The organism is Curtobacterium sp. 18060 (genome assembly GCF_902706105.1).
Taxonomy (GTDB): Bacteria; Actinomycetota; Actinomycetes; order Actinomycetales; family Microbacteriaceae; genus Curtobacterium.
This window is the reverse complement of sequence record NZ_CACSJV010000021.1, coordinates 1-15,613: the sequence shown is the minus strand read 5'-3', so window position 1 is coordinate 15,613 and position 15,613 is coordinate 1. Positions and strand designations below refer to the sequence as shown.

Annotated in this window: 19 protein-coding genes; 12 read left to right on the top strand and 7 right to left on the bottom strand. The window is 72.3% G+C overall.

What is annotated here, in order from left to right; all coding sequences use genetic code 11:
• Positions 1-78 precede the first annotated feature (78 nt).
• The 5 genes from GVL05_RS11340 to GVL05_RS11320 are packed head-to-tail and all read left to right on the top strand — an operon-like array spanning position 79 to position 5,620.
• Positions 79-843: an aspartate/glutamate racemase family protein gene (locus tag GVL05_RS11340; RefSeq protein ID WP_131879412.1), complete on the top strand. Its 765-nt coding sequence runs from the start codon at positions 79-81 to the stop codon at positions 841-843.
• Positions 840-2,258, top strand: a complete 1,419-nt coding sequence (gene allB / locus GVL05_RS11335) for an allantoinase AllB (protein ID WP_159573205.1) — start codon at positions 840-842, stop codon at positions 2,256-2,258. The genes GVL05_RS11340 and allB overlap by 4 nt, the downstream gene beginning before the upstream one ends.
• A gap of 43 nt (positions 2,259-2,301) precedes the next feature.
• A complete protein-coding gene (locus GVL05_RS11330) occupies positions 2,302-3,534 on the top strand; it encodes an alanine--glyoxylate aminotransferase family protein (RefSeq protein ID WP_159573204.1) in 1,233 nt (410 codons plus the stop codon).
• Entirely contained in the window at positions 3,531-4,790 is a 1,260-nt protein-coding gene (locus tag GVL05_RS11325) for an allantoate amidohydrolase (RefSeq protein WP_159573203.1), read from the top strand. The genes GVL05_RS11330 and GVL05_RS11325 overlap by 4 nt, the downstream gene beginning before the upstream one ends.
• The gene (locus tag GVL05_RS11320) at positions 4,787-5,620 is read left to right on the top strand and encodes a MurR/RpiR family transcriptional regulator (RefSeq protein WP_123292009.1); all 834 of its coding nucleotides are present in this window, start codon (positions 4,787-4,789) and stop codon (positions 5,618-5,620) included. The genes GVL05_RS11325 and GVL05_RS11320 overlap by 4 nt, the downstream gene beginning before the upstream one ends.
• Here the strand turns inward: GVL05_RS11320 and GVL05_RS11315 are convergent.
• The gene (locus tag GVL05_RS11315; protein WP_159573202.1) at positions 5,587-6,102 is read right to left on the bottom strand and encodes an SRPBCC family protein; all 516 of its coding nucleotides are present in this window, start codon (positions 6,100-6,102) and stop codon (positions 5,587-5,589) included. The genes GVL05_RS11320 and GVL05_RS11315 overlap by 34 nt on opposite strands.
• A complete protein-coding gene (locus tag GVL05_RS11310; protein ID WP_159573201.1) occupies positions 6,099-6,674 on the bottom strand; it encodes a GNAT family N-acetyltransferase in 576 nt (191 codons plus the stop codon). Before GVL05_RS11310 ends, GVL05_RS11315 begins: the two co-directional genes overlap by 4 nt.
• A gap of 44 nt (positions 6,675-6,718) precedes the next feature.
• Here GVL05_RS11310 and GVL05_RS11305 point away from each other — a divergent pair, with 44 nt between their 5' ends.
• Positions 6,719-7,756, top strand: coding sequence for a dipeptidase (locus GVL05_RS11305; protein ID WP_159573200.1), 1,038 nt, complete (start codon positions 6,719-6,721; stop codon positions 7,754-7,756).
• A gap of 53 nt (positions 7,757-7,809) precedes the next feature.
• On the opposite strand, the gene GVL05_RS11300 is transcribed toward GVL05_RS11305, so the two are convergent.
• On the bottom strand, positions 7,810-8,481 hold the full coding sequence (locus tag GVL05_RS11300; RefSeq protein WP_159573199.1) for a DUF899 family protein: 672 nt from the start codon (positions 8,479-8,481) through the stop codon (positions 7,810-7,812).
• Between the two features lie 166 nt (positions 8,482-8,647).
• Here GVL05_RS11300 and cysK point away from each other — a divergent pair, with 166 nt between their 5' ends.
• Both cysK and epsC read left to right on the top strand, forming a co-directional pair.
• Positions 8,648-9,586, top strand: a complete 939-nt coding sequence (gene cysK, locus GVL05_RS11295; RefSeq protein WP_123292013.1) for a cysteine synthase A — start codon at positions 8,648-8,650, stop codon at positions 9,584-9,586.
• The gene (gene epsC, locus GVL05_RS11290) at positions 9,583-10,167 is read left to right on the top strand and encodes a serine O-acetyltransferase EpsC (protein WP_235035942.1); all 585 of its coding nucleotides are present in this window, start codon (positions 9,583-9,585) and stop codon (positions 10,165-10,167) included. Before cysK ends, epsC begins: the two co-directional genes overlap by 4 nt.
• A 64-nt stretch (positions 10,168-10,231) precedes the next feature.
• Here the strand turns inward: epsC and GVL05_RS11285 are convergent, their stop codons facing one another.
• Positions 10,232-10,531: an excalibur calcium-binding domain-containing protein gene (locus GVL05_RS11285; protein WP_235035941.1), complete on the bottom strand. Its 300-nt coding sequence runs from the start codon at positions 10,529-10,531 to the stop codon at positions 10,232-10,234.
• A 155-nt stretch (positions 10,532-10,686) separates the two neighbouring features.
• Between GVL05_RS11285 and GVL05_RS11280 the strand changes: the two genes are divergently transcribed.
• Positions 10,687-11,061, top strand: coding sequence for an MmcQ/YjbR family DNA-binding protein (locus GVL05_RS11280; RefSeq protein ID WP_159573198.1), 375 nt, complete (start codon positions 10,687-10,689; stop codon positions 11,059-11,061).
• Here the strand turns inward: GVL05_RS11280 and GVL05_RS11275 are convergent, their stop codons facing one another.
• Positions 11,062-11,709 carry an MOSC domain-containing protein gene (locus GVL05_RS11275; RefSeq protein WP_123938558.1) on the bottom strand — a complete coding sequence of 216 codons (648 nt, stop codon included), beginning with the start codon at positions 11,707-11,709 and terminating at the stop codon, positions 11,062-11,064.
• A 106-nt stretch (positions 11,710-11,815) separates the two neighbouring features.
• Between GVL05_RS11275 and GVL05_RS11270 the strand changes: the two genes are divergently transcribed.
• The 3 genes from GVL05_RS11270 to GVL05_RS11260 are packed head-to-tail and all read left to right on the top strand — an operon-like array spanning position 11,816 to position 13,316.
• Positions 11,816-12,370, top strand: a complete 555-nt coding sequence (locus GVL05_RS11270) for an RNA polymerase sigma factor (RefSeq protein ID WP_111084365.1) — start codon at positions 11,816-11,818, stop codon at positions 12,368-12,370.
• On the top strand, positions 12,367-13,011 hold the full coding sequence (locus GVL05_RS11265; protein WP_131921795.1) for a hypothetical protein: 645 nt from the start codon (positions 12,367-12,369) through the stop codon (positions 13,009-13,011). Before GVL05_RS11270 ends, GVL05_RS11265 begins: the two co-directional genes overlap by 4 nt.
• Positions 13,008-13,316 carry a hypothetical protein gene (locus GVL05_RS11260; RefSeq protein WP_159573197.1) on the top strand — a complete coding sequence of 103 codons (309 nt, stop codon included), beginning with the start codon at positions 13,008-13,010 and terminating at the stop codon, positions 13,314-13,316. Before GVL05_RS11265 ends, GVL05_RS11260 begins: the two co-directional genes overlap by 4 nt.
• Positions 13,317-13,482: 166 nt before the next feature.
• Here GVL05_RS11260 and GVL05_RS11255 read toward each other — a convergent pair whose 3' ends face one another.
• Both GVL05_RS11255 and GVL05_RS11250 read right to left on the bottom strand, forming a co-directional pair.
• Entirely contained in the window at positions 13,483-14,649 is a 1,167-nt protein-coding gene (locus tag GVL05_RS11255; protein WP_235035940.1) for a low temperature requirement protein A, read from the bottom strand.
• 93 nt (positions 14,650-14,742) lie between these two features.
• Positions 14,743-15,613: phospholipase (locus tag GVL05_RS11250; protein WP_159573196.1), on the bottom strand; the 871-nt coding region annotated here is incomplete at its 5' end.

The window sequence follows — 15,613 nt, the reverse complement described above, 5'->3', positions numbered from 1 at the left end:
CCGCAGCGACACCGCACCACCAGCGACACCCGCACCACCAGCGACACCCGCACCGCCCGCTCCACCGGAAGGACCCCGATGCGCATCCGCGTCGTCAACCCGAACACCACCGCCTCGATGACCCGCTCGATCGGCGTCGCCGCCACCGCGGTCGCCGGCCCGGGCACCATCGTCGAGGCGGTGAACCCCACGATGGGCCCGGCGTCGATCGAGAGCCACTACGAAGAGGCGCTCGCGGTGCCGGGGCTCCTCGAGCAGATCGCACTCGGGGAGCAGGACGGCGTGGACGCCTACGTCGTCGCCTGCTTCGGTGACCCGGGCCTCGACGCCGCGCGGGAGCTCGCCGCCGGGCCGGTCATCGGGATCGCCGAGGCGGGCTTCCACGCGGCGGCGATGCTCGGGCGCCGGTTCGGCGTCGTGACGACCCTGGCGCGGACGACCGGCCGGGCCCACGAGCTCGCCGAGCGCTACGGCTTCGCGTCGCTCGTCACCGAGATCCGGGCGTGCGAGGTCGCGGTGCTCGAGCTCGACGACCCCGCTTCGGGCGCACGCGCCCTGGTGATCGAGGAGTGCCGGGCCGTCATCGCCGGCGGAGCCGACGCGGTCGTGCTCGGCTGCGCGGGGATGGCGGACTTCTGCGCCGAGGTCTCGCGGGCGATCGGGGCACCGGTCGTCGACGGCGTCGCCGCGGCGACCGTGCTCGCCGAGTCGCTCGTGCGGCTCGGGCTCTCGACGGGCAAGCACGGCGAGTACGCCACCCCGCCGACGAAGGCGATGTCGGGTCTGCTGGCGGGCTTCGAACGCCAACCGGCGGCGGGCGCGACGGTCGGGGCGGGCGCATGACGGGCCTCCCGGCCGACGGCAGCACCGAGTCCCGCACCGACGTCGACACCGTCGCGGACCTCGTCCTGCGCGCAGACCGCGCCTGGATCGACGGAGCCTTCCGCCCCGCAGCGGTCGTCGTGCGCGACGGCCGTGTCGACACCGTCCTGCCGGTCGACGCGCCCGTGGCCGCCGTCGACGACCGCACCGTGCCGGCCGACCAGGTCCTGCTGCCCGGCCTCGTCGACACCCACGTGCACGTCAACGAACCCGGACGCACCGAGTGGGAGGGGTTCGCGTCCGCGACCCGGGCCGCCGCACTCGGCGGGGTCACGACCATCATCGACATGCCGCTCAACTCGATCCCCGCGACGACGACGGTCGAGGCGCTCGCCGTGAAGCGCGCGAGTGCCGAGGGGCGGGTCGCCGTCGACGTCGGGTTCTGGGGCGGGGCGGTCCCCGACAACGCCGGCTCGCTCGGCGCACTGCACGACGCGGGCGTCTTCGGGTTCAAGTGCTTCACCGCGCCGTCCGGGGTCGACGAGTTCCCGCACCTCGACGCCGACCAACTGCGCGACGCGATCGAGGAGGTCGCCCGGATCGACGCCCTGCTCATCGTGCACGCCGAGGACCCCGAGTTCCTGGTCGACCACGCTGCGCTCGGCGGGCACTACGAGGACTTCCTCGCCACCCGCCCGGTCGACGCCGAGCGGTCCGCCATCGCGCGGGTCATCGACGGCGCACGGGCCACCGGCGCCCGGGTCCACATCCTGCACCTGTCCGACGCCGGTGCGATCCCGATGATCCGCGCCGCGAAGGACGACGGCGTCCGGATCACGGTCGAGACCTGCCCGCACTACCTGTCGTTCGAAGCGGGGTCCATCCCCGACGGCGCGACCGAGTACAAGTGCTGCCCGCCGATCCGTGACGACGCGAACCGCGACGCCCTGTGGGCCGGTGTGCTCGACGGCACGATCGACATGATCGTGTCGGACCACTCGCCGTCGACCGCCGACCTCAAGGTCGACGACTGGGGACTCGCCTGGGGCGGGATCGCCGGCCTGCAGGTCGGCTTCCGGGCCGTCTGGACCGAGGCCCTCCGCCGCGGCGTCCCGCTCGAGGTGCTGTTGCCGCTGTTCACGACCGGTCCGGCAGCACTCGTCGGCTTCCCCGACCGCGGGGTCATCGCCCCCGGCTCGCTGGCCCACTTCGCCGTGTTCGACCCGTCCGCCACGGCGGTCATCGACGTGGCCGGCCTCGCACACCGCAACCCGGTCTCCGCGTTCGCCGGCCTGGAGGCCCGTGGCCGCGTCACCGAGACCTGGCTGCGCGGGCGCGTGGTGGCGTCCACCGCGTCCGGCGTCACCGCCGTCGAGGGGCAGCTCGTCGCGGCTCCCGTGACCGCGGATGCCCGGGTCACCGAAACACGGCTGTAACGATCGTTCCGGTACGCTCGTGACCGGAACGGAAGGACCAACCATGCACCCCGTGAACCCGCCAGCCCGCCTCCTCATGGGCCCCGGCCCGATCACCGCCGACCCGCGTGTGCTCCGCGCCCTGTCGACCCCGCTCGTCGGGCAGTACGACCCGTGGATGACCTCCGCCATGAACGACACCCAGGAGCTCTACCGCGGTGTGTTCGGCACCACGAACGAGGCCACCGTGCTCGTCGACGGCACCTCGCGCGCCGGGATCGAAGCGGTGCTCGTGTCGCTCCTCGTGCCGGGTGACCGCGTGCTCGTGCCGGTGTTCGGCCGGTTCGGGCACCTGCTCGCCGAGATCGCGGGCCGTGCCGGGGCCGAGGTCCACACCATCGAGACCGCGTGGGGCCAGGTCTTCACGCCGTCCGCGATCGAGGACGCCATCGTCCGTGTCCGGCCGAAGGTGCTGGCGATCGTGCAGGGCGACACCTCCACCACGATGAACCAGCCGCTCGACGAACTGGGCGCGATCTGCGAGCGGCACGGCGTGCTGTTCTACACCGACGCCACGGCGACCGTCGGCGGCAACCCGCTCGAGGTCGACGCCTGGGGCATCGACGCCGTCAGCGCCGGCCTGCAGAAGTGCCTCGGCGGGCCGTCCGGCAGCGCGCCGGTCACCGTCTCGCCGCGTGCGACCGCCGTGCTCGACGAGCGCCGCAGCGTCGAGGCCGGCATCCGCGAACCCGGTGACGACGTCGCCGACGAGCCGATCCGCTCGAACTACCTCGACCTCGCGATGATCCTGGACTACTGGGGTCCGCGGCGGCTGAACCACCACACCGAGGCCGCGTCGATGCTCTACGCCGCCAACGAGTGCGCCCGCATCCTGCTCGACGAAGGGCGCGAGCAGGCGATCGCACGCCACGAACTCGCGGGCCGCGCGATGCTGCAGGGCGTCCAGGCGCTCGGGCTCGGGGTGTTCGGTGACGTCGCACACAAGATGCACAACGTCGTCGCGGTGGAGATCCCGTCCGACGTCGTCGGCGACCAGGTCCGTGGTTCGATGCTCGACGACCACGGCATCGAGATCGGCACCTCGTTCGGACCGCTGCACGGCAAGGTCTGGCGCATCGGCACCATGGGGTACAACGCCCGCAAGGACACCGTCGTGACGACGCTCGCCGCCCTCGAGCACGCGCTCCGCCGTGCGGGGCACGCCGTCCCGCACGGCGGTGGGGTCGACGCGGCCCTCGACGTCTTCTCCGGTGCGCCGGTCGGGGTGCTGGCGTGAGCGCGGCCCCGGTCGTGACCGCCACCGCCCTGGGTACCGCCGACGCCGAGCTCGTGGCGCGCTGGTGCGACGAGCTGGCCCTGGTCACCGAGGAGACCGGCCGGATCACCCGCGTGTACCTGTCGCCCGAGCACGCCCGTGTCAACGGGATCGTCGCCGGGTGGATGCAGGACGCCGGACTCACCACCTGGCAGGACGCCGCCGGCAACCTGCACGGACGGGTCGGCGGGATGGCCCCCGACGCCCCCGTGCTGCTGCTCGGCTCGCACCTCGACACCGTGGTGGACGCCGGCCGCTACGACGGGATCGTCGGGGTCCTGATGGCCATCCGCACCGCTGCGCGACTGACGGCCGCGGGGCCGCTGCCCGTCGCGCTCGAGGTCATCGCGTTCTCCGACGAAGAGGGGACCCGCTTCGGCAAGGCCCTGCTCGGGTCGTCCGCCGTCGCCGGGGTGTGGGACGAGTCCTGGTGGGACCTGGCGGACGGCGACGGCGTGACCCTGCGCGAGGCCTTCACCCGGTTCGGGCTCGACCCGGCCCGGGTGGGTGACGCGGCGGCCGACCCGACGACGCTCGCCGGGTACCTCGAGGCGCACATCGAACAGGGCCCGTACCTCGAGCAGGCCGGTCAGGCGCTCGGCGTCGTCACGAGCATCGCGAGCGCACGACGGTTCTCGGTCGAGGCCGTGGGCGAGGCCCGGCACGCGGGCGGCACCCCCTACGAGCGCCGCCACGACGCGCTGCTCGCCGCGGCCGAGGCCGCCTTGGCCGTCGAGCGGATCTGCCGGGCGTCGCACCACGTCGGCACCGTCGGCACGATGACCGTCGAACCGGGCGCGGTGAACGTGGTCCCCGGCCTCGCACGGTTCTCGGTGGACCTGCGCGGCGAGTTCGACGACGGCCGCGACGCGGTGTGGGACGAGCTCACGAAGGCGTTCTCGCTGATCGGGGAACGACGCGGGGTCAGCGTCACGCCGACCGAGGTGCACCGCGCGCCGGCGGTGTTCTGCGCGCCGCGGCTGATGGACGCCGTCCGCGCCGGCATCGAGTCGACGGGTGAGGCCGCGCCGATGGAGCTGTTCTCGCGGGCCGGACACGACGCCATGTCGCTCGGGCTCGTCACCGACGTCGCGATGCTGTTCCTGCGCAACCCGGACGGCATCAGCCACCACCCGGACGAGTTCGTCTCGACGCCCGACATCGCGCTCGGGCTCGACGCGCTCGCCGTCGCGGTGGAGCGGGTGGCCCGGGCATGAGCACCGCCGGACCGGACGTCCGCGCCCGCATCGACTCCGTCTGGGAGCAGCTCTCGCCCGCCGAACGACGCGTCGCCGCGATGGTCCGGCACGACCCGGAACTCCTGCTCGTCGGGACCTCGGCCGAACTCGCCGCCGAGTCGGGCACGTCGAAGGCCACGGTGTCCCGGCTCGTCCGATCGCTCGGGTTCCAGGACGCGGCCGAGGTCCGGCAGAACCTGATGTCCGCACGCGGCTCCGGCCTGCCGTGGGTTGCGGAAGACGCCGCCCACGTCGACCAGCGCGCCGTCGAGGCCCGCAACCTCGACGCGGCCTTCGCCTCGCTGGCCCGTGCCGATCGTCCGCGACTCGCTCGCCGCATCGTCCGCGCTCATCGCGTGCTCGTGTTCGGGGAGCGCGGCGCCTACCCGGTGGCGCTGCAGCTCCGCGCGCAGCTCGCCCAGGTCCGCTCCGACGTCCGGGTCGGTCCGGCACCGGGGCAGCGGCTCGGCGAAGAGGTCGCCGACCTCGACCGCCGTGACCTCGTCGTCCTGGTGACCGTGCGTCGGCACACGGCCGGGGTCGACCGGATCGTGCGGCACTGCGTGTCGACCGGCGCCGACGTCGTCGTGCTGGGCGATCCGACCGCAGCCGTCATCGCGGCACCGGCGAACACCGCGATCCTGTGCCCGGTCGACTCACCGGCGGCGTTCGACTCGATGGCGGCCTTGTTCGCGGTCGTCGCGGCCATCGCGAACGACGTGTACGAAGCCTCGGGACCGGCCGGCCGCGCGCGGGTCGATGCGGTGGCGAGTGCCTACGACGCGCTGGGGGAGCTCGCAGCGCCCTGACCGTCGGGGCTGTCGGAGCCGTCGCGGCCGTCGGCGCCCAGCTCGGTGGCGAGCGACGCGTTGCGCTCACGGATGAGCCGCGGCAGGTAGCGCTCCAGGGCGACGACCTCGGCCAGACGACCGAGCGGGCCGAACGGTGCTCGGAACGTGATGGTGTCGACCATGCGCGTGCCGCCGGCCGACGGCTCGAACCGGTGCTCGTGGTGGAAGCGGGCGAACGGACCACGCACCTGTTCGTCGACGAACCGGTGCGGAGCCTCCAGGCTGGTGATCTCACTCGTCATCCGCCAGACGATCCCGAAGTGCCGCGCGCGCCAGGTGACGGACTCGCCCAAGCCGATCGTGCCGGACGTCGTGCCGGCGACGGCGCGTTCGTCGGTCGCAGCCATCGACCGCTCGTGCGCGCCGATGTCGAGCGACAGCGCGAACGCGCGCTCGGGCGGTGCGGCGAGCTCGGTCACCACGCGGAACGTCACCGTCACGACGCAGGCCAGACCGTCGGCGTCGAGCGGTCGTCGTCGCGCAGAGCAGCTGCGATGAGCTGGTCGTGGCGTCGTCCGCGGTGGAACACGCCGGACCGGAGTCGCCCCTCGTAGCGGAGCCCGAGCCGCTGCGCGATCGTCGCAGACGGGGCGTTCGTGGCGATCGCTCGCCACTGCACGCGGACGAGCCCGAGTCCGTCGGGAGACGGCGCGAACGCCCACGCCAGGACGGCGGCTGCGGCCTCGGTCACGAAGCCGTGGCCGCGACCGTCCGGGTGCACGGCGTAGCCGACCTCGGCCGCGCCGTCGACGAACCCGAACAGCCCGATCGTCCCGAGGAGTCGGAGGTCGTCGGCTCGCCGGATGCCGAACTCGTAGCGGGAGTCCGTGGACCAGCCAGCGCGCACGACGTCGGTGATCCAGTGGTGCGCTTCGGCGTGGCCGTACGGCACCGGTACCGGTGCGTAGGCGACGACGTCGGGATCGTTCGCGTAGGCGACGACGTCCTCCGCATCGGCGGGCACCGGCACGGAGAGCACCAGGCGATCGGTCCGGAGGGTGACGGGGTCCACGCACCGAGCCTAGCCACAGGGACGTGCGCGGTAGCGTCGGGGGCATGACGTTCGACGCGATCCCGTTCCCGGTCATCGACGGCCACAACGACCTGCCGTGGGAGCGCCGCGAGACCCACGACTCCGGGGTCGAGGGCATCGGCACCGAGGTCGACTCGCTGCACACCGACCTGCCGAAGCTCCGCGCCGGTGGGGTCGTCGGCCAGTTCTGGTCGGTCTTCGTGCCCGTCGACGAACCGGACCCGGTGCGGACGACGCTGCAGCAGATCGACCTGGCGCACCGGATCATCGAGCGGTACCCGGAGTCGCTCGCACTCGCCCGGACGGCGGCCGAGGTGCGGGCTGCGGTCGAGTCCGGCCGGATCGCGTCGCTGCTCGGCGCCGAGGGCGGGCACTCCATCGGCGACGACCTGGCGGTGCTCCGCGACTTCGCCCGACTCGGCGTGCGCTACATGACGCTCACGCACAACGACGACACCCCCTGGGCCGACTCGGCGACGGGCTCGCGTCCGCACGGCGGGCTGACCGACCGCGGCCGCCAGGTGGTGGCCGAGATGGAGCGGATCGGCATGCTCGTCGACCTGTCCCACACCGCACCGGCGACCATGCGGGACACCCTCGACGTCGCCACGCAGCCCGTCGTCTTCAGTCACTCGTCCACCGTCGCCGTCGACGACCACCCGCGGAACGTGCCGGACGACGTGCTCGCCCGGTTGTCGGACAACGGCGGCATCGTGATGATCACGTTCGTGCCGAAGTTCGTCTCCCGCGACTGGGCGGACTGGGAGGACGCCGGCTCGGTGGGGGAGCCGCCGCTCGTGACGGTGTCGGACGTCGCCGACCACGTCGAGCACGCCCGCGACCTCGCCGGCGCAGCACACATCGGCCTCGGCGGGGACTACGACGGCACCCCGGTGCTGCCGCCGGACCTGCGAGACGTGTCGCGGTACCCGGTGCTCGCGGCCGAGCTGCAGCGGCGCGGGTGGGGAGCGGATGACCTGCGGGCGCTCGCCGGGGGCAACGTGCTGCGGGTGCTCGAAGCGACTGACGAGCGGTTCGCGCGGACGGCGTTCGTGCGCTGACGAATCGTCAATAGGTCAACAGCCTGTTGACCGATTGGCACGGAGCGCCGGCGTCAACCGTAGGTGGGGTACTGCGGCCAGCCCTCGGGGCTGTCCTCCCAGTCCTGCTGGCGGCCGTACGCGGTGCGGTCCATGATGTGCGCGACGGGCAGGATCGCCTCGGTCCCACGCGATCCGGTGGCGTACGTCAGGTAGGGCACGCCGTCGCGCAGCAGGTAGTACGAGTAGCCCGGCACCGGACCGTCGTAGTCGTCGTGGTGCAGGGTCCAGCCCCAGTCGTCGTGGTAGCTCGTGGCGCCCGACGACACCCACCGGTGCGGCCAGCCGCGCAGCTCCCGCCAGCGCTCGAGCTTCTCGATCGGAGCCTGCGAGACCATGGCGAACGCGATGCCCTCGTCGTCGAGCCGGCCCGTGTTCGCCGGCAGGTTGTCCACGGCCCAGGTGCAGCTCGGGCAGCCGTCGTCCCAGTCGGGCGCGAACATCACGTTCTGCACGAGGAGCAGGTAGCGGCCGTCGAACAGCTCGGAGAGCCGGACCGGGCCGTCGGCGCCCTGGAACTCGTAGTCCTCCACCTGGGCCATCGGGAGTCGTCGGCGGGCGGCGGACACGCGGTCGCCGTGCCGGGTGAGTTCCTTCTCGTCGCGGACCTGGGTGGCGAGTGCCTCGTCGAACGCGGCACGGTCGACCACGGGCGGTGCGACCTCGGGTTGCTGCAGCTTGGACATGGCGACCTCCTCGTCGTTGCCCGGCACCGTACGCCCAGGTGGGCCACACGGCAACGGGAGCCCGACGCCGTGGACAGGACCACCTGGGGTCCGGTCGCTAGGATCGGGCGCACACCGCGCCTCCAGGAAGAGCGATGCGCGACCTGACCCGATGAGGACGGACCGGATGAGCGGCACGATCTACGACAACATCTCCCAGGCGTTCGGCAACACCCCGCTCGTCAAGCTGAACCGGCTGCCGAAGGCGGGCGGCGCCGAGGTGCTGGCCAAGCTCGAGTTCTACAACCCCGGCGCCAGCGTGAAGGACCGCCTCGGCGTCGCGATCATCGACGCGGCCGAGCAGTCCGGCGACCTGCAGCCGGGCGGCACCATCGTCGAGGGGTCGTCGGGCAACACCGGCATCGCCCTCGCGCTCGTCGGTGCGGCCCGCGGGTACAAGGTGATCATCACGATGCCGGAGACGATGAGCGTCGAGCGTCGTGCGGTGATGCGCGCCTACGGGGCCGAGATCGTGCTCACCCCCGGTCCCGAGGGCATGAAGGGCGCGGTCGAACGCGCCGCCGCGATCGTCGACGAGACGCCCGGCGCGATCCTCGCCCACCAGTTCGAGACCGCCGCGAACGCCGCGATCCACCGGAAGACCACCGCTGAGGAGATCCTGCGCGACACCGAGGAGCACGTCGACGTGTTCGTCGCCGGCGTCGGGACCGGTGGCACGATCACGGGTGTCGGCCAGGTGCTCAAGGAGCGCGTGCCCGGCGTGCAGATCGTCGCGGTCGAGCCGAAGGACTCCCCGCTGCTGACCGAGGGCAAGGCCGGACCGCACAAGATCGCGGGCATCGGTGCGAACTTCATCCCCGAGGTCCTCGACCAGTCCGTCATCGACGAGGTGTTCGACGTCGAGCTCGACGACGCCCTGCGTGTGGCGCGGGCGCTCGCGACCGACGAGGGCATCCTCGCCGGCATCTCGTCCGGCGCGATCATCCACGCCGCGCTCGAGATCGCCGCACGACCCGAGAACGCCGGCAAGCGCGTCGTCGCGATCGTCTGCGACACCGGGGAGCGCTACCTGTCGACGGTGCTCTTCGAGGGACTCACTGCGTGAGTCGTCCCGTCCGACGCGGCGTGCTGCGGACGGTCCGGGAGGACCTGGCCGCAGCACGCCGCGGCGACCCCGCCGCCCGTGGTGACCTCGAGAACGCGATCGTCTACTCCGGGCTGCACGCCATCTGGACCTACCGCGTGACGCACCGGCTCTGGCTCGCCAGAGGCCTGCCCGGGTCCCGGTTCGTCGCACGGGTCATCGGCCAGGCAGCACGGTCGGTCACGGGCATCGAGATCCACCCCGGCGCCCGCATCGGCCGACGGTTCTTCATCGACCACGGCATGGGCGTCGTGATCGGGGAGACCGCGGTGATCGGGGACGACGTCGTGCTGTTCCACGGGGTGACCCTCGGCGGGCGCGGTGGCGACCACGGCCCAGGAGCTCGCCGGCATCCGGTCGTCGGCGACCGCGTCGTGCTGGGCGCGGGATCGTCCCTGATCGGGGCGATCAGCATCGGACAGGACTCCGTCGTCGGTGCGAACACCGTGGTGACGAAGGACGTCCCCGCGGGGTCGGTCGTCACCGGGGTCGCCGGGACCGCCCGCCCGCGGTCCGGGCACGAGGGCGTCCCGACGCTCTGAACGCCCCGCCGGATCGACGGGGCGTTCGAGGGCCAGCGCTTCGGTGCGTCAGCGCGTCAGCGCCTCAGCTCTTCTCGCAGGCGATGCCGTCCTTGTCGCGGTCGAGCTTCGCGTTCGCCTTGTACAGAGCGTCGTCCTTCTTCACCGTGCCCTTGAGCGCACGGGTCGTGGTCTTGCCGCCGGAGACCACCTTGTTCTTCGTGACCGACTTCTTCGCGATGCCGCCCGAGTACACCTTGTGCACCGCGGTGCAGTTGGCGTAGGTCTTCGGGGCGGCCTGCGCGGTCGAGGCCCCACCGACGACGACGGTGGTGGCGAGGACTGCGGTGGCGGCGGCGATGCCGAGGGTACGGATGATGCGCACGGGTTCCCCCTGGAACGAGTGGGTGATCGCCGGAGCGACCGCCGCGTCGGGTACGCGGCGACCTGATCCTACGATGTGAACGACGCTCAGGACATGCCCCCGAACAGGTCCGGTCCGCGAGCCGCGGTGTCGGGCGTCTGGGGCATGCTGGGTGCATGGACGGCGCGCAGTTGCACGAGATCGCGAGTCGCACCGCGATGGCCCTGCCCGCGGTGTTCGAGACCGAGCCCTTCGGCGAGGGCGCCGTGGTCTACAAGGTCGTCGACAAGATGTTCGTGATGACGAGCGAGCTCCGGGGTGTGCCGATCGTCAACCTGAAGTGCGCGCCACCGCACGGGGCAGCACTCGTCCGCGACCACGCCGAGATCACACCGGGGTGGCACATGAACAAGCGGCACTGGATCACGCTCGCTCCCGGTGACGGCATCGACGAGACCCTGGTCGAGGACCTCGTCGCGAACGCCTACGACCTGGTCGTCGCCGGGTTGCCCCGAGCGAAGCGGCCCCTCGACCCGACGCGCGGCGACTGATCAGGAGCTGGCGGCTGCCGAGGACCGGGCGAGGACCTTCGAGACGTCGCGGACGACCTTCGGCGCGAGTCGCTCCCCGGACTCGAGCACGGCACGGGCACGCTCAGGGGTCAGCCCTGCGAAGACCTCGCCGATCGTCACCCCGTGCTCCGGCCGGTACGTCACGACGACCGGGTCGCCAGCTGCAACCGGGCCGGACTTCACGACCCGCAGGTACGCGCCCGGACGGCCTTCCTCGGTGAACCGCCGGACCCACTTGTCGACGCCCATCCGGCGCGCGAACGTGCCGCACGGGATCCGCGGGATCGTCACCTCGAGCTCCAGCGTCTCGCCGATGCGCCACCGCTCGCCCGTCACGGCCCCGGTGACGTCGACACCCGTCGTCCGCAGGTTCTCGCCGAACAGGCCCGGCGGGATCTCGCGCTCCAGCGACGCGGCGAAGTACGCGGCGTCCTCGTCGGCGTAGGCGTACACGGCCTGGTCCTCGCCACCGTGGTGCTTCCGGTCAGCCTGGACGTCGGCGTACAGCCCGAGCGGTCGGACCCGGACCTTGCCGTCGACCGGACGCTTGTCGATGGCGGTGACGCCGATCGTGCCGGAGTCGGGCAGCAGGCGGTCGACGCGGCAGACGGCGGTGACGAGCGACATGCCACAACTCTGGCGCAAGTGTGACGAGAAGTGTGACGATCCGCCGTCCTCGCGCGTCCCATCAGCGGCCGACCTCGTTCCCAGCCCCGACCAGTAGAAGGAAAGCGTGCACCACCAGTCCCTCGCCGAGCTCGACGACGCGGTCCTCGCCGGCCGGTCGTCCGATGGCGACGTCCGGGCCTTCGAGGTCCTGATCCGCCGCTACACACCGCTCCTGCGCGCCTACGCCCGTCGGACCCTGGGATCGACCGACGAACTCGACGACGTCGTGCAGGAGACCTTCATCACCGCGTGGGACCGCCTGGACCGGCTCGAGGACCACGCCAAGGTGAAGTCCTGGCTGATGCGGATCCTCAGCCGGAAGTGCCTGGACCGCATCCGGGCCCGCCGGTTCCACGACGACGTCACCGAACTCGAGGTCGCCGCACCCGCCGACGACGCTCCCGACCGGGTCGCCGAGGCCCGCTCGCGTGAGGAAGCGGCGGAGACGGCGCTCGCTGAACTGCCCGAAGCCCAACGACGCTGCTGGATCATGAAGGAGGTGCTCGAGTACAGCTACGACGACATCGCCGCAGAACTCGACCTGCCTCCCTCGACGGTCCGCGGACTCCTGTCCCGAGCGAGGAAGAACATGATCCGACTCATGGAGGGATGGCGATGAGCGACCTCGACGCACTCGAACTCGACGACCTCGACGGCCACTCCATCGACGAGCTCGCCGACTACCTGGACGCCGGCATGCAGCCGCCGGACCCCACCATCGACGGCTCACCCGCCTGCCAGAACGCCCTCGCGGCGATCCTGCGCGTGCGGCACGCGTCGCTCGGCTCCCTCGAGGCCGCCGCCCGCGACGAAGCCCCGGCCGACGAGTCGTGGATCGGCGGCGTGCTCGCCAACATCTCGTTGGAGTCCCGCTCCGGACGGGACGTCCCGCTCCGCGCGCAGTCCGAGTCGGAGCGCCCGGTGATGACCGAGGGAGCCATCCGATCGCTCATCCGCCGGACCGGCGACGGTGTTCCCGGCGTCCTCGTCGCCCGGTGCCGGCTCGAGGGCGACGTCACCGAACTCGCCGCACCGATCCGCGTGGTCGTCGAGGTCGCGATCATGTCGGGTCCGTCGATCGTCGCGACGGCGGACCTGGTCCGCACCGGGGTCGCCCAGGCGCTGGCCGAGCAGACCGACCTGGTCGTCGAGTCGATCGACGTGGTGGTCCGCGACCTGCTCGAACCGCAGCCTGACGCCGACGCCGACGACCCGCACACCGACACCGGCACCGAGATCGACACCGAGGGGACCCGATGAGCACCACCGACGACACCCTCGCCGTGGTCGAACAGGCCGTGGTCGACGTGCCCGGCGTCGCCGACCTCTACCGTGCCCGACCGACCGTGGCCAGCACGGTCAGCGCCGTCCGCGGCATGGCGTCCAGCACGACCCCCGCACGCGTCGTGGTCGACGACGGCGTCCTGCGGGTCGTCATCGGCACCGACGGACACCGCCCCGCGCCCGAGGTCGCCCGCGCCGTGCACGACGTCGCCCTGACAACGGCGTCGGCGCACGGGCTGGCGCTCACGCGGGTCGACGTGCGGGTCGCGCGGGTGGGGTGAACCCGGCTCGTCAACGCGACACAGTCCCGTCACCGTGCACGGACCGTCCCGCTGAAGCGACAGAATCCCGTGAACAGTTCGCGGGATTCTGTCGCTTCGGCGACGGCGGACGGGAGGCCCGTGCCGGCGCCGCCACGGGCCTCCCGTCCGACCCCCGATCGCGTCCTCAGCGCACGCGGTGCGTCCCCGGCCGCCGCTCGGCGACCTCGAGCACCACGACGATCGCGGCGACGAGCAGCGCGGTCGCGACGAGGGAGACGTCGGGCACCGCGATCGTCGCGAGGATCGCGACGGCGAGCACGACGACGATCGCGTTCCACCCGGCGGACATCGACGGCCGGAGTGCGAGCGCCCAGATCGCGAGCACGAACAGCGCGACCGGGACGGCCACGGTCGCCGCCACCGTGGCGTGCGACAGGTCGGCCTCGCCTGCGTCCGCGCTGACCGCGACCTCGATCCCGGCCGGCAGCGCACCCGCGGCGGCGAAGACGAAGTAGTGGCCGTAGCCGAACACGAGCGCGCTCGGCAGGTTCCGGATGTGGTCGTGCTGCTCGCGCGAGAAGTAGATCCACCAGAGTCCGGCGACGATGACGAGCCCGGCGGCGGCCAGGACGAGCAGCGACGCGAGGTGGTCGGCCTGGGCGATGCCGTCGATGACCGCGTTCGCCGAGGCGACGAGCCCTTCGCCCAGCACGATGAGGGTGAACAGCGCGTACCGCTCGGCGATGTGGTGCGTGTGCCACGGCGTCGTCTCGCCCGTGCCCTCGGCGATCGGTGGGACAAGGACCTCGAGCAGGACGAGGACGGGGAACGCCCACACCGTCGATCCCTGCGGGAGCGCGAGCATGCCGACCCAGAGCGCCTGCACGACGACGATGCCCACGGCGTACCGGAGTGCGGTGCGGCGGTACCGCGAGGACGACACGGCGACGCGGAGCCACTGCGCCACCATCGCCAGGCGCATCACCACGTAGCCGATCACCGGCACCGTGAAGTCCCCCTCGGTCATGGCGGCGTGCACCCCGGCGGCGAGCACGAGCACGCCGGCCATCTGCACGAACGTGGTGACGCGGTAGAGCCAGTCGTCGGTGTCGAACGAAGTCGCGAACCAGCTGAAGTTCAGCCACGCCCACCAGATGGCGAAGAACACCATGGCGTACGCCACCACCGCGGAGCTGACGTGCCCCTCGGTCTCGATCTCGTGCAGGTTGGTGGCGGCGAAGCCCACCGCGACGACGAACACCAGGTCGAACAGCAGTTCCAGGGGGCTCGCGGCACGGTGTCGCTCGGCGGGGTCGCGGGGCGCCATCCGGCGCAGTCCGATCGTCGTCACCCGGCATGCCTACAGGACGAACGGCCCCGGGCGGTACCCGGGGCCGTTCGACGTGCAGGTGCGTGGGCCACCAGTCGGCCGGGCCCGCGCCGCTCAGTAGAAGTTGCTCGCCTGCGAGTGCGCCCACGCCGAGCACGGCGTGCCGTACGCGGCACTGATGTACTGCAGACCCCACTTGATCTGGGTCGTGGCGTTGGTCTGCCAGTCGGAGCCGATGGTCGCCATCTTCGAACCGGGCAGCGCCTGCGGGATGCCGGTCGCCCCGCCGTTCGCGTTGACGGCCTGGTAGTTCCAGCCCGACTCCTTGGTCCACAGGTTGTCGAGGCACTGGAACTGGTCGGAGCCCCAGCCGTACTCGGACGACGCCAGCGAGGTCGCCGTCGCCTTGGCGCCTGCGACGGTGTTGCCCGCCGCCAGCTTCTGTGCGGCCTCCGCTGCTGCTGCGGCCGCCCGCTTCTCGGCGGCGGCCTTCGCGACGGCTGCTGCCTTCGCGTCGACGTCGCGCTTGTCCTGCGTGGCGCTGGCCTGCGCGACGTGCGCGGTCGACTCGACGGTCGACGAGATGCGCGTCGTGAGCGCGGCGCCGGACAGCTCCGGGTAGTCACTGAGCGCGTCGATGTGCTGCTCGAGCGAGGCCGTGTCGGTCTTGGCGTTCGCCGTCGTCATCACGGTCTTCGCGGTGGAGATGGTCGCCGCTGCCTGGGCACGGTCGAGGGCGGTGCCTCGCAGGGCGGGCTGGGCCGTCGCGGACGCGCTCGCGGTGCCGGTCGGCATGCCGAGCGCTTCGCCGATGGCGGGCTGGGTGCCGATCGTGAGGGCACCGCCGGCGACGGCGAGGACCGCGGCGCCGCCGACGATCAACGTCGCACGGTGTCGGAGCGCACGGTGGCGGAGGGCGCGGCGCACGCGCCGGCTGGGGGAGTTCAGGGCCTCACGTCGGGTCGAGGCGGTGGTGGTGGGGAGG